Origin of the sequence: Arcobacter sp. F2176 (assembly GCF_004116465.1) — a bacterium.
GTDB classification, from domain to species: Bacteria; Campylobacterota; Campylobacteria; order Campylobacterales; family Arcobacteraceae; genus Arcobacter; species Arcobacter siniprincipis.
On the sequence record NZ_PDJV01000005.1, the window covers coordinates 189,800 to 202,608 of the forward strand.

Consider the following 12,809-nt stretch of genomic DNA (forward strand, 5'->3'; position numbering starts at 1 on the left):
TGATTATTCTACACTTTTTGATGTTAATTTTAATAAAGTAATTTCACTATTTGCTTTATATCTAAAATTTATACCCCAATATCCCAAACCCTTATTTACATAAATAGCTGTTTGTTTTATATAAAAAAGACCTGCTAGAAAAGGTTGAAAGAGTCTAACTACATAGTGAAAGGGGTAAATTTGACCACCATGAGTATGTCCGCATAAAAAAAGTTTGGCATTTGTTTTTAAAGCAAACTTATAATCTTTTGGTTGATGTGCTAGAAAAATAGAATTTTCATGCTTTCTTAAAAAGTTTATAACTTTGTTTTCTTCTCTTTTGATTTTGAAAAATTTTGAGAATCTATCACTCAATCCTGCTAGGGCTATTTTTGTATCTTTATATTCTAAAAAGTAAGTTTCATTATCCAATAGTATAAACTTATCTAGTAAAGGTTTTAATTCATCAAAACCATAAAATAAATCATGGTTTCCACTTATATAAAAAACTTCTTTTTCTATACTATTTAATACTTTTAGTTTATCAAGTATATATTTAATCTTACAATCAATAATATCCCCAGTGATAACTATAAAATCAGCTTCACAGTGATTGCAAAGAGTTACTATATCTTGAACACTTTCTAGGGAAGTTTTTTTATTAATATGAATATCACTAAGGTGAAGTATTTTTAAGCCCTCTAAACCATGGGCTTTTACAAATACTTCAACTTCATTTAGTGAGGGTAGTTTCATTGAAATACTTTTTCCAAATCATCTTTTGTGATAAAAGAAATAGATTTTATCACACCATTTTCAAGTTTGTAAACAGTAGTTTTTTCATCTTTGCTTACAAATCTGTTATCTTCCTCATCGTAAATTAATAAAACACTATGTTTATAATCTCTCATTTTAGGTAAAGCAAACATTTTTGTAATGATTGAAGGCATTCCTGAAATATTTGCAATAAAAACTGTGTGGTGATTTTTCAAAAAATCTTTATCTTTACTATTTAAGAATTGATTTACATCTTTTCCTGTTTCCTTTTCAAATGATACTAAAATAGTAGTAATAGAGCTATCTATTGTCTGCTTTTCATCAAATTGATTTGGTAATGAGAAAGTTCCTATGTTTTGATTTACCTCAAAACTACTTGCATATAAAACAATAGCAAATAGGGGCAAAAGTAAAAGTTTTTTTAACATCTATATTCCTTTATTAAAGTTAAAATTGTATTTTATATCTATTTTATTTCTAACTGTTAGAAAAAACATTGTTGGTGGTTCTATGTCGAAATCTGTAAGATTTATTGAAAAATCTCCATTTATAGTTATTGTATCCTTTTGTTTTATATTTGCTAATGAGGTAATTTGATGTGTCATTTTATTCATTTTCAAATTACCTATTATCTTATATTTATCTCCAGCTTTTTCAATGGCAATAATAGTAAACAAAATTTTTGGACAAACCGAAGATCTCAATACTTCATACATGTGTTTATCTCTATCTTTATTATCACTTGTAAGAGTTGAAGAGTTGATAAAAAACTCTCCACTTATTGATTCTATTGAATCACCTTTTTGCACTTTTGTTATTATATTTTTTGTACTTGGATTTATAGTACTATCTCCAAAAACTTCTGTGTGGGCTTGAATCTGTCCATCAAGCAACTTTAACTCACTTGCATTTGCGATTAAAGCAAACAATAAAATTAAAATTAATTTAAACATTCTTTCTCCTTTGATTGAATTGTTTCTTGAGAATTTAAAACTTTTATTAGTGAAATTAAAAATATAATTGGAACAAAAAGAATAATGTTTTCTAAGGCTACAAATAAACCAGCCCCTGATGCCATCCATCCTATAAAAACCATATAAAAAGCTAATGCTTTTAAATCTTTTTTTAGAAGTGATTGTAAAATAGTCACATTATAATATGAGATTACAAAAGGGTAAACAATAGATAATAAAAGCGGTGATTGCAAGAAATAAAATAGATAAGAAAGAGCAAAAAGTATTATTATGAATAACTCTTTTTCAAGTTTTTGTATATTGAATTTTAAAGCTGCAATTACACCTAAAATATGGAATATAACTATTTCAAATGTATATCCACCTCTCCAAATAGGAATACTTACATCCCTTGATAAGGTTTCAAAAAGTGCAGAATCTAAAAATATCCATAAAACCATTATAAATAAAGAGTATGACTCCCAAGAATTGTTTTGTTTTACCTCTTTTAATTTTGGAAGTTGGGTTGAACAAAGTAGGGCTATTAAAGTAAAAGCCACTCCAATAAACTCTCTTTTTGAAACATCATAGTTAAATAATAAGGTTCCAATTCCATATGAGATAGACAAAGCAAATCCTAGTTCAAGAATACTTGCTTTTTTTAGTTCATTTATAAGTAATGGCGCCAAAGCCCCAACACTAATTCCTAATAAAAACAATCCATAACTTGAAAAGTTTGGATAAAAAAATGTCAGAACCAACTGTATACATAAAAAGACAGTTATCTTTTGTTGATTTGATATTTTTATATAATAACTTAATAGTGAACCAATAACTCCACCAATTGGTAAAAAAGCTATTAAAAAGATATTTGATGAAAAATACTCTACAATACCTGTTTGTGCTATAAGTAAGTAATAACAAAGCTCAAATGCTATGAAAAGTGTAAGTGCTATTTTTGACATAAGAAGTTCTCCTTATAAAAGAATAATAAAAAAATAGAAGCAAAAATGACATCAAAAAGAGAGATCATAAGTGCTTCTATCCCTAAGGTTTTGTTATAAAAAAGAGCAAAAAAGACTGAACTTATTATTACTCTTGTTATAACTGTTAGTTTTGTAAGTATTTGCTCATGCTCTTTATATCTAAGGGCAAAATAATGAATAATTCCTGTGGTACTCACAAAAGCAAAAACTATATATTCGTAAGTTCCTGTAAATGAAAATCCCAAAAGAGGATAAGTGAAACTAGCAAGTAGTATTAAAGAAATACCACCTAATCCATCTGCTAATACTCCAAAAAGATTGTATTTTTGTAAGTTTGTAAGCTCAAGTTTAAAAGAAATAAATGTAAATAAAGATGAAAATGTAAGTACTCCAAATATACTTCTTAACATCCATAGAAAATCAATATTTCCATGAATAACATTTGCTTGAATAAAGCCAGAGATACTTAAAACTGTAAAAATACCTAAAAGACCAGCTAAGTATAAAATATAAAAAGAGAGTTTTTTTAATTCTTTTACATATGATACAAACATAGCAATTACCATGAAAAATACACCAATACCCATTGCAACATGTGCATGGGCTACTATTAAGTCATTTCTATGAAAAAGCCATCTAAACTCAGGAATAAACAAAATATTTCCCTCAACATCTACAAATAAAAATGCAAGTATAGAAATAAGTAGAGCCTTTTTGGCAAAAGTTTCAATTTGGGCATCTTTGTACCATCTATATAAAATAGGAATATAAAGAAAAGTTAACCATTGAAAAAACCACTCTTGTTCATATGTTAAGTGTCCTACAAAAGTTCTATATAAAACAGAGCAAAAATAAAACACAGTAGGAATAATCCACAAGATATTCCATCTAGCTTTAAAAGTACCCTCATCTAGAAGTTTGATGATTAGATAATATATTGGAATCAAGGCTAAACTCATACCTAAAGTATTATCCCCATGTGGTCCAGAGATTGTACTTTCAACTTGTCCAATAGTTGGGTTCATCAAAATCAAAAGCGCAAAAGGAGCAATAACGACTACCCATAAACAAACCTTTATCCATAAAGGAATAATCTCATAGGCTTTTATATATTTGTATAAAGCCATAATATAAAAAACTCCAGCAATGGCAAGTATAAAATTCAACTCATAAGGAAAGTCATAAAAAGCCAATCCTCTTGTATTTCCAAAAAGTAGTGAGGCTGTCATAAAGACTAAAAAGATATACCAAAAAATAGTATATAAGTTTAAGTAATGCAATCCACTAGAACTCTTCACACCCTCTTTATTTATAATCAAAAAAGGCAAATATGAAAGCATCAAAGGAACAAAACCATATAGTATAAGACTTATATGAAGTGAACGAATATTTGAAGGTAATAGAGTTGTTGAATCTATAGAATAACCCAATAAATTAATAGAGTATAAAATCCCAAAAAATAGTGCTAGAAATAAAAATATAAGAGATATTTTAAAGTGTTTATTTACAAAAGTGTTAAAATTATCCAAGTTGTCCATCCTTTACTTCGTAAATCTTGTCAGCTATTTTTGCTAACTCTTTATTGTGGGTTGCAACAACTATTGTCATGCCTTCATTTGATAGTTTTCTAAGTAGTTCAAATACTTTTTTTGCATTTTTAGAATCTAGGTTTCCTGTTGGTTCATCTGCAAATAGGACTTTTGGAGTATTTATAAGTGCTCTTGCTATGGCTACTCTTTGTCTTTGACCTCCTGATATTTCATTTGGAAATTTTTTAGCTAGATTTTTTATATCAAGTAGGTCTAAAAGATACTCTATCTCATGCTTTGAGGCTTTTTCATTTGCAAGTTTTATATTTTCAAAGTTGTTTAGATAATTTATCAAATAATGAAATTGAAAAATAAAACCGATATTTTTTTGTCTAAATCTATCTATGTTTTTAATATCAGCATAATTACTCTCTTCAAAGCTTAACTCTCCACTTTTAGGTTTAAGTAAAGTTGAAATAACCGAAAGAAGTGTTGTCTTCCCACTTCCACTCTCTCCAATTAAACAGATAAATTCACCTTTTTTTATTTGTAAATTGATATTTTTTAATGCAATATCTCCATTATAATCATGGTTTAGGTTTGAAGCTTGAATAATCATATTTTATCTCCTTGCATTAAAATAATAGGATCAATTCTTGAAGCATTTAGTGCTGGAATGATTGAGCCTAAAATTGCCATTGAAAGTGAACAAGCAAATAAATATATAGCCAAAGTAGATGAAATCTCACCATTTACATACCCATGAAATAGTGATGAAGTTCGTATGAAATATAAGGCAACCCAAGAGATAAAAAAGGCACTAATAAAACTAAAAACTCCTAGAATAGTACTTTCACTCATGATTTGCAAGATTATTTTTTTAGTTGAAATTCCTATGGCTCTTTTTATACCAAACTCTGTTTTTCTTTGATTTATAGTTATACTCATGATACTAATGATTCCAAGTAATCCCATACAAAAGGAGATAAGACCTATAAGGTTTGATGAGGTTTTTATGATTTTAAATTGATTATAATTATCCACAAAGTTTTGAGTTGATTTTGCTTCTATATCAGAACTTAGTGCTTGTATTTTTGAGATAAGGTCTTTGATATTTGTATCGATTTTACTATTTACCATTATCATTGAAGCGCTTTTATTAAAAATAGAACTAGCATCTGAGATATTTAAAACCACACCTCCATTTTCAAAGCCAATTTTGCTTTCATATACTCCTGATACTCTGAATCTTTTATCAGCTATTTGCACAGTTTTTTTATTTGAAAGTGAGTTGTAAATCGATTTTCCCACAAGTACTTCATTTATTTTGGGATAAGAACCTTGTGTTAATTTGTAATTGTCAAATCTATTTTGAGTGACTCCATAAACAGCAACGATAGGCAACTCTTCAACAGGACTAGCTCCAACTATTATTGCTGAAGTTTTTTGTACACCTTTTAATTTTTCGATTTCTTTTATTAGTTTTATATTTACATTTGAAAAAAATGTATCAGAGATTTTTGCTTGAGTGATAATAATATCTCCATCACTTTTTAGCATATTTGAGTACATAGAGATAACTCCATTTGAAATAGAGCTAATAAGAAAAATAGATGTTATTGAGAATATTAGACTTATATATATTAAAGTTGTTTTTAGAGGATTGGCTTTTAAAGCTTTTAACGACATACTTAACACATATTTCCTTTTTTATTTTAGGAAATATTATAGTTTTTACATGACGCCTTTATGAATGGAATATGAAAAAAAATTCATATTCCATTTAAGTGAAAGTTTTATCTAAAAAACCCACCCCCCTTGAAATAAAATCCTACTGTTTCTATCAGGCTCACTAGTAACAGCCGAACTATTAGCATTCCAAGCAACCTGAACTTGACCAAAGAAGTCTTTGTATGAGGCATAATATCCAACACCAATGTCTTGTAAAGATCTAGATTCAAATCCTACATTGTTATTTGCCATAAATGCTCTTCCTCTATCATAAAAGATTCCAATAGTGTTTGTTAAAGAGTTTATATTAGGTAGTCTATATTTTGCTTCTATATTAAATACATATCCATTCTCAGCACTTACTTCACTATCTGGATATAACTTAACCCCATAAGCTCCTCCTATAGATAAATCTTCACTTCCATCTAGGTTTTTATGTGAAAGGGCATATTGTAAGTTTAATGAAGTATCTAATGAAAGTTTTTCAGTAAAATTAATACTATGCGATAAATCTAAATTAATCTTAGAATAATTACCATTTGTATTAGCTCCATTTTCATCATTTTCTCTTTTATCACTATCATCAAAGCTTAACTTCCCATAAGTATAATTGAAACTAACTTTAGAAGATGATGGAAGATTAAAAGCTAAATAACTCTTGTCATAGTCTAATCCTAATCTTAAAGATTTAACATCTTTTTTAGTAGTGTCATCTTGAGCATTAATCTCATCTTTTAAATATTTTTTAGCAATATTTAATGAAGCCTTTAAATTCTCCAGTCTTGTTCGTATAATTGGATAAGTAAAAGTAGCATCTAAAGATGTAGAATTACCCTTTGCATCAAGATTTGAATATTTATCTCCTAAGGCATAAGTTGTTTTAGAATAAGAAAGTTCTCCTCTTAGTCCATTTGACATCAAAGGAGCTGAATAAGCTAATCTACCATTTTTTAAATCACTCTTATTACTTAAAAGACCACTTAATGAGATCTTATCTCCTATGTTAAAAGGTGAGTTAATATTAACTCCAGCCATAACTCTATTTTTACCTGTATATCTGCTTCCATAATTGTCAGCTAAAATATATCCATCAAATCTTTTTGTCTCTTGAGTAGTAATATCAAAGTCACTAGTTCCAACTTCGCTTCCTGGTTTAATATCAGCACTTGTTACTTTTACTCCAGGTGTGTCATTGATGATTAACATACCTCGCTCTAAAGTATTAGCTGAAACTACATTTCCTCTTTTTTTAACATCGTCTAACATACCTTGAACAATACTATCTTTAACTAAAGAGTTGTTTTTTAAATTAAACTTTCCATAATTACCCTCAATAATAGTAATTTTAATAATTCCATTGTTTTTATTTATGTCTTGTACAGGTAAATATGCTCTTGCTACAAAGTAGTTTTTACTTCTATAATATTTTGTGATTATGCTTGTTACTTCTTGTAGTTGGTTAAAGTTTAGATCTTTTTTTGTATATGAAGAGATTAGATTTTGTAGAGTTGATTCATCTATATGAACAGCACCTTCTATTTCAAAACTCTTTACAAAAATAGTTTTACCACTTTTATCATCTTTCATAATAGGAGCGTATTTTTTTACTCCTCCAATTTCTATTAAAGGTGTTTTCTTCTTTTGTACTTCTTTTGGAACTTGTATTTGTTTTACAGCATCACCTATGTTTGGAGTTGCTGCTAATAGTGAACTTGATGTTATTAGTGATAGGCTTATTAGTTTAGTTATTTTTTTCATCTTTATTCCTTATTTCCCTTCATTTTCTACTACATAGAATAATTGATCAACACCTTCTGGAAGTTTCACTCCGCCATTTACTAAATCTATTACAGAATCTGATGATAAAGGTACTCTTACATCTTTTTGTTTATTTGACGGAGTAGTATTTTTTGTATTATCATCTTTCATTGCTATTTTTATTTCACTTAAAGTTATTACTTTATTTGCATTTTCTCCATCATTAGTTTTTGATACGATAGATATATTGCCATTATTAATTCCTACACTTTTTGCTATATTTGTATTTGCTTGAGGTGTTTGATTTTGTGATACTTTTACTTTTGGATTATTAATTATTTTTGGTAATACTACATTTGTTGTTGTATTATTTGCAATTGTTGTAATTACTTTTTTAATTTCATCTGGTCTAGTATCTTTTACTTCTACTTCTACTGTTGCTGGGACTTTCTTAGGACCAACATATGAGTTTCCTTTTGATACTGTTCCATTTGCATTTAGCTTTATTGCATCACTGTTTTCTTTATTAGTAATAACATCTTCAGTAACATTAATATTGCTTGTTAAAGTTGTAACTTCAATAGTATCTTTGGCATTTATTCCTTTTGAATCATCAACCTTACCAATTGTTACATCATCAGCATCTTTGTATATTAATTTACCAATTGGTGAATCTTTTGTTCCAGCAGCTAATACATCCACATCATTATTATCATTGTCTAATGTAAAATTTCCCGTTCCTTTAAGATTTAAATTTTTTGCGATAACATGACCTGTCCCTGTATCCGTTACATCACTATTACTTTCAATTGTTAAAGTTTTTGTTCCAATGTTTAGCTCATTTGCTATTTCAACACCAGCTGTTTTACCAATTAAAGTTAAATTATAAGCAGCTGTAATATCACCTTTTGTAGTAATCTTTCCAGTTGTATCATCTCCAAAAACAACTTTTGAGAAATTACCAATTTTAGCCATATCATCAGTCGTTATATCTAGTACAGATGTATCAGAATTTGTAGCTCCACCAAGTTCAATACCATTTCCAGCAGTTCTTTGATTTATTTTTAAAATATTAGTTCCTGTTACATTAGCATTAAGATTAACTTTATCTGCTTTTATTTGTACTTCACTTTGATTTGCATTTAAAGGACTATTAAATGTAACAGATGAACCTGAAAAAGTTTTATTACTATAAGTTGCTATATTATCAATATAAAGGTTTGCTCCTAATGCTTTACCTCCACTTGCATCCCAAGAACCAGCAATAAAAATAAATTTATAATTTCCAGCCTTAGTTGCCGTAACAGAAGCACTAGCCCAAGATGTAGATGCACTTGCATTTGCACCTGTTTGATTTAATATTGCTTGTGTTTCCCCAGTATCTACATTTAAAATATATCCAAATACATCATATGCATCACTTCCTCCAGCAGCTTTCCATTTAAATGATACTCCATCACCTTCTTGTAAAGATACTGTATTATCACTTACTACAGATGGTCCATGAACAACACCATAACCTTCATCTACATGACCACCAGAATATGTTAACTGTAAAGAGGAACTTCCTCCATCTGTATCAGTATCTGTAGAGATTTGTGAAGTATATGTTCCTGTTGATGTATAATCATCATATGCACCACTATTACTTGTTTTTGTTGGTACAGTAGTTGGTAAAGTATCATCGTTTGGTGTACCATATCCTGCTATAGTACTTCCACCATTTAAATATATTGTATTTGTTGTATCAACTGTCCAACTTGTTGTATCTCCTGTTTCAAAATCTGCATTTGCAAATTGCGCTGTTGCAAGAGAGTTTACCACTGCATTATAAACTTGCTCATTTAAAGTATTAATATAATGTAGTTTTGTTCCTAAGTCTAAAGATGCAGCTGTAACAGTTAACGATTTTAATTTTTTATTCTGTCCTAAATCATCATATAATGTTACTTTTCCTGTTCCCGCATTTATCGTAAATGGTGTTTCTCCATCAACATTACTATCAACTTGATTGTTAATTGTCAAGTCTCCATTATTTGTAATAATAGTATTCCCAGTTGCCCCAGTTAATATAACTTGCCCTGTACCATTATTATCTTTATCTGCTGTTAAAATCACATTTAATTTATTTGCATTTGAATTTTGACTTGCATCTATAGAAACACCATCAGCAAAAACAATATTGTTATGTGCTAATAAGCTTAATGTTTTATCTGAAGCCAATGCATTTGTTGTAATATTAGCATTTACATTAATATTTCCATCTCCTACACTTTCACCTGATGATGTATCTGGAGTATTACTTCCATCAGTAGTTATAGTTACATCTGCTGTATCAAGTGCTGTTTGTATAGCTGTTGCAAGTGTAGCATCAATAGTTATATTAACAGGGTCAATAAGCCAATTACTTGTAATAATATTTGCACCATTAAAAGTAAACTCTCTCCCACTAGTCTCCACAAACCCATCAGTAGCCAAAATACTACCTCCAACTTGAGCTTCACCACCATGGGCAAAGAGTTCAACCTTACCAGTTAATTCACCCATTGAATTAGCTTCAATAACTCCTGTATTATTAACAACACCTTTTAGTAATTCATTAACGGCATTAGTAGTAAGATATATTTCTCCACTATCTGCTTTTATTGAACCACTGTTTTTTACAATAGAATCTAAGATACCTTTTTTTACTGTTAGGTTTAATAAAGAATTACCATTTAGGTTTATAGAGTATTCATCTGCTCCAACTAAATGTATCTTTCCTTTTACAGCTTTTATACTTCCTTCATTTGTTACTTCTTTTCCAGCTAAAACTGCATATGCTTCATTTGAGATATTTATTGTTCCTAAGTTTATAACAGAGTTTGAAGAAGAATTTTTAAAGTTATAATTACCAATATTAAAATCATTGTCAGAAAGTTTTGCAGTTGTTGCTAATAAACCTGCTGTATTAATACTAGCATTTTTACCAAATAAAACTCCATTTGAATTTAATATCCAAACTTGACCATTGGCATTAAGTGCTCCATTGATAACACTTCTTTCATTTCCTATTACTCTATTTAATGTAATAGAAGAGCTATTTGGTTGTTTGAAGTTTACTGTTTCATTTTGTGCAATGTTAAATTTGTTCCAATTAATAGTTGCTTTTTGGGTGGATTGTGTTATGTTTGTGGTATTTCCATTTTGGGAAATATTTGCAGTTCCACTTGTAACTACTCCTCCGCTAGGAGCAGCATATGAGATAGTAACTCCAGCTAAAAGAGCTGATACTACCATACTTATCTTTCCACCTTTTAGGATTCTAAATCTTGAACTAAAGTCTATTAATCTTTTCATATATTTTCCTTAACAAAATATTTTTAACATTTTATCATGACAAAATCAACACAAAATCAATAAATAGATTATTAAATCTTTTTGTTGAGTGAAAATTAGTTTTAAGATGGTAAAATTTTCAGATGAATAACTTAAGTATTTTAAAAGAACTAAATGTTTTATATGTTGATGACGATATAAACGCTTGTGAAAGTCTAAAAAAAATATTGCAATACTATTTTAAAAATGTATTTATATCAAATAATGGAAAAGAAGCCTTAGAAACTTATTTTAAAAATGAATGTCATTTATTAATAGTAGATTATGATATGCCAATTATGAATGGATATGAATTTTTATCGAAAATAAGAGAGAATGATGATGAAATATCTGCATTTATAATGAGTTCATATGATGATAAAGTTAAACTCAAAAATGCTATTTCTCTAAATTTATTAGATTATATTGTAAAACCTTATGAGTTAGATACTTTAAAAAATGTTTTATATAGATTTGTAAAAAATATCGAAAAAAGAAGTTTATTAAAATATCAGATTTCCCAAACTTGTTATTATGATATAAGAAAAAGAATAGTTTTTGATGAAGGAAGAGAATACAAACTTACCTCTTATGAAATAAAAATAATAGAGTATCTTTTTAAAAGAGTAAATCAAGTTGTTACATATGATGAATTATTGGATATTTTAGATTCTCAAAATCAAAAATCATTAATATCTTTAATCTATAAGATAAATAAAAAATTACCAATAAAGATTATAGAAAATATAAAAGATATTGGTTATAAGGTAAAAAAATAAAGTGAGATTTTTTATATTAATTCTTATATTTATCTCTTCACTTTTTGCTAAGGGAATACTTATTGATGAAAAATATTTCATTGATAAAAATAATTCTTTAGACATAAAAGAGATTTTGAAAAATAAAGAGACTTTTTCTCCCATATCTAAAGATAATTTGGGCGTTACAAAAAATGTAGTATGGGTAAAACTAACTTTTTTTAATAATTCAGAAAAAATGATAAAAAGAAGAATATATAATAAAAGATCAGGAATTGATTTAATAGATGTGTATGTTTTTAAAAACAATAAAATAATAAAAACCTATAAATTAGGAGATTTAAGAGAACATAATTTAAGAGATAATAATTTTAGGATTTCTTATTTTGATATTGGACTTCATTCAAATGAAAAAGTAAAAGTATTTATTAAACAAAAAACTTATAGTCCTATGGATATTAAATGGGATATAAAAAGTATTGAAGACTTTAACTCTTATTATTATGAACAATCAATGGTTTATTTTTATTGTTTTGGCTTTTTTAGTGTTACAACTATTCTTTCATTAGTTCTTTTTCTACTTCTAAAAAATAAATTTTATTTAATTTATGCTTTTTTTACTATAGGTAGTATCATTTATCAATTCACGATATCAGGTTTCTTTTATCAGTTTGGTATTCCTATTTATATAAATACAATATTTGGTTTTTCTGTTCCAGAAGTATCAATGGCCTTATTGGGCTTATTTCCTTTATATTTTTTTAAAATTAAAAAAGATGAATATAAAGCTATAAAATTTATTATAAAGATATTAGTTTTTTTACTCTTACTTATAGGATTCTTACAATTCTTTTATCCATTATATAATGATATTTTACTATTAAGTAGATTTAATGGCCTCTTTAGTTTTTTATTAATGTTAACTCTTTTAATACTTTCTATTAAACTATTAATAGTAAAAAAAGAAGGTTCTTTATTTTA

11 protein-coding genes are annotated in these 12,809 nt (G+C 27.7%); 2 read left to right on the forward strand and 9 right to left on the reverse strand.

Features of this window, described 5'->3' with window-relative positions:
• Window positions 1-3 precede the first annotated feature (3 nt).
• From CRU95_RS06945 to CRU95_RS06985, 9 genes are all read right to left on the reverse strand, one after another.
• Entirely contained in the window at window positions 4-735 is a 732-nt protein-coding gene (locus CRU95_RS06945) for a metallophosphoesterase (protein WP_129100421.1), read from the reverse strand.
• Window positions 732-1,184, reverse strand: coding sequence for a hypothetical protein (locus tag CRU95_RS06950; protein WP_129100422.1), 453 nt, complete (start codon window positions 1,182-1,184; stop codon window positions 732-734). The genes CRU95_RS06945 and CRU95_RS06950 overlap by 4 nt, the downstream gene beginning before the upstream one ends.
• Window positions 1,185-1,709, reverse strand: a complete 525-nt coding sequence (locus CRU95_RS06955; protein WP_129100423.1) for a YceI family protein — start codon at window positions 1,707-1,709, stop codon at window positions 1,185-1,187.
• Window positions 1,697-2,674 carry a hypothetical protein gene (locus CRU95_RS06960; RefSeq protein WP_129100424.1) on the reverse strand — a complete coding sequence of 326 codons (978 nt, stop codon included), beginning with the start codon at window positions 2,672-2,674 and terminating at the stop codon, window positions 1,697-1,699. The genes CRU95_RS06955 and CRU95_RS06960 overlap by 13 nt, the downstream gene beginning before the upstream one ends.
• Entirely contained in the window at window positions 2,662-4,233 is a 1,572-nt protein-coding gene (locus CRU95_RS06965) for a hypothetical protein (RefSeq protein WP_129100425.1), read from the reverse strand. The genes CRU95_RS06960 and CRU95_RS06965 overlap by 13 nt, the downstream gene beginning before the upstream one ends.
• Entirely contained in the window at window positions 4,217-4,843 is a 627-nt protein-coding gene (locus tag CRU95_RS06970) for an ABC transporter ATP-binding protein (protein ID WP_258238652.1), read from the reverse strand. The genes CRU95_RS06965 and CRU95_RS06970 overlap by 17 nt, the downstream gene beginning before the upstream one ends.
• Window positions 4,840-5,913 carry an ABC transporter permease gene (locus CRU95_RS06975; RefSeq protein WP_258238653.1) on the reverse strand — a complete coding sequence of 358 codons (1,074 nt, stop codon included), beginning with the start codon at window positions 5,911-5,913 and terminating at the stop codon, window positions 4,840-4,842. The genes CRU95_RS06970 and CRU95_RS06975 overlap by 4 nt, the downstream gene beginning before the upstream one ends.
• Before the next feature lie 111 nt (window positions 5,914-6,024).
• Complete coding sequence (locus tag CRU95_RS06980) at window positions 6,025-7,713, reverse strand: ShlB/FhaC/HecB family hemolysin secretion/activation protein (RefSeq protein WP_129100427.1); 1,689 nt, start codon at window positions 7,711-7,713, stop codon at window positions 6,025-6,027.
• A gap of 9 nt (window positions 7,714-7,722) precedes the next feature.
• Window positions 7,723-11,052, reverse strand: coding sequence for a filamentous hemagglutinin N-terminal domain-containing protein (locus tag CRU95_RS06985; protein WP_129100428.1), 3,330 nt, complete (start codon window positions 11,050-11,052; stop codon window positions 7,723-7,725).
• Window positions 11,053-11,174: 122 nt separating this feature from the next.
• On the opposite strand from CRU95_RS06985, the gene CRU95_RS06990 reads away from it, so the two are divergent.
• On the forward strand, window positions 11,175-11,849 hold the full coding sequence (locus tag CRU95_RS06990; protein ID WP_129100429.1) for a response regulator transcription factor: 675 nt from the start codon (window positions 11,175-11,177) through the stop codon (window positions 11,847-11,849).
• 1 nt (window position 11,850) lies between these two features.
• On the forward strand, window positions 11,851-12,809 hold a 959-nt coding region (locus CRU95_RS06995; protein WP_258238654.1), incomplete at its 3' end, for a 7TM-DISM domain-containing protein.

Bases quoted from the DNA above. Each gene is read 5' to 3' on its own strand.
- CRU95_RS06955 (WP_129100423.1), bottom strand. From the start codon at position 1,709: ATGTTTAAATTAATTTTAATTTTATTGTTTGCTTTAATCGCAAATGCA.
- CRU95_RS06950 (WP_129100422.1), bottom strand. From the start codon at position 1,184: ATGTTAAAAAAACTTTTACTTTTGCCCCTATTTGCTATTGTTTTATAT.
- CRU95_RS06975 (WP_258238653.1), bottom strand. From the start codon at position 5,913: ATGTCGTTAAAAGCTTTAAAAGCCAATCCTCTAAAAACAACTTTAATA.
- CRU95_RS06970 (WP_258238652.1), bottom strand. From the start codon at position 4,843: ATGATTATTCAAGCTTCAAACCTAAACCATGATTATAATGGAGATATT.
- CRU95_RS06945 (WP_129100421.1), bottom strand. From the start codon at position 735: ATGAAACTACCCTCACTAAATGAAGTTGAAGTATTTGTAAAAGCCCAT.
- CRU95_RS06980 (WP_129100427.1), bottom strand. From the start codon at position 7,713: ATGAAAAAAATAACTAAACTAATAAGCCTATCACTAATAACATCAAGT.
- CRU95_RS06985 (WP_129100428.1), bottom strand. From the start codon at position 11,052: ATGAAAAGATTAATAGACTTTAGTTCAAGATTTAGAATCCTAAAAGGT.
- CRU95_RS06960 (WP_129100424.1), bottom strand. From the start codon at position 2,674: ATGTCAAAAATAGCACTTACACTTTTCATAGCATTTGAGCTTTGTTAT.
- CRU95_RS06965 (WP_129100425.1), bottom strand. From the start codon at position 4,233: ATGGACAACTTGGATAATTTTAACACTTTTGTAAATAAACACTTTAAA.
- CRU95_RS06990 (WP_129100429.1), top strand. From the start codon at position 11,175: ATGAATAACTTAAGTATTTTAAAAGAACTAAATGTTTTATATGTTGAT.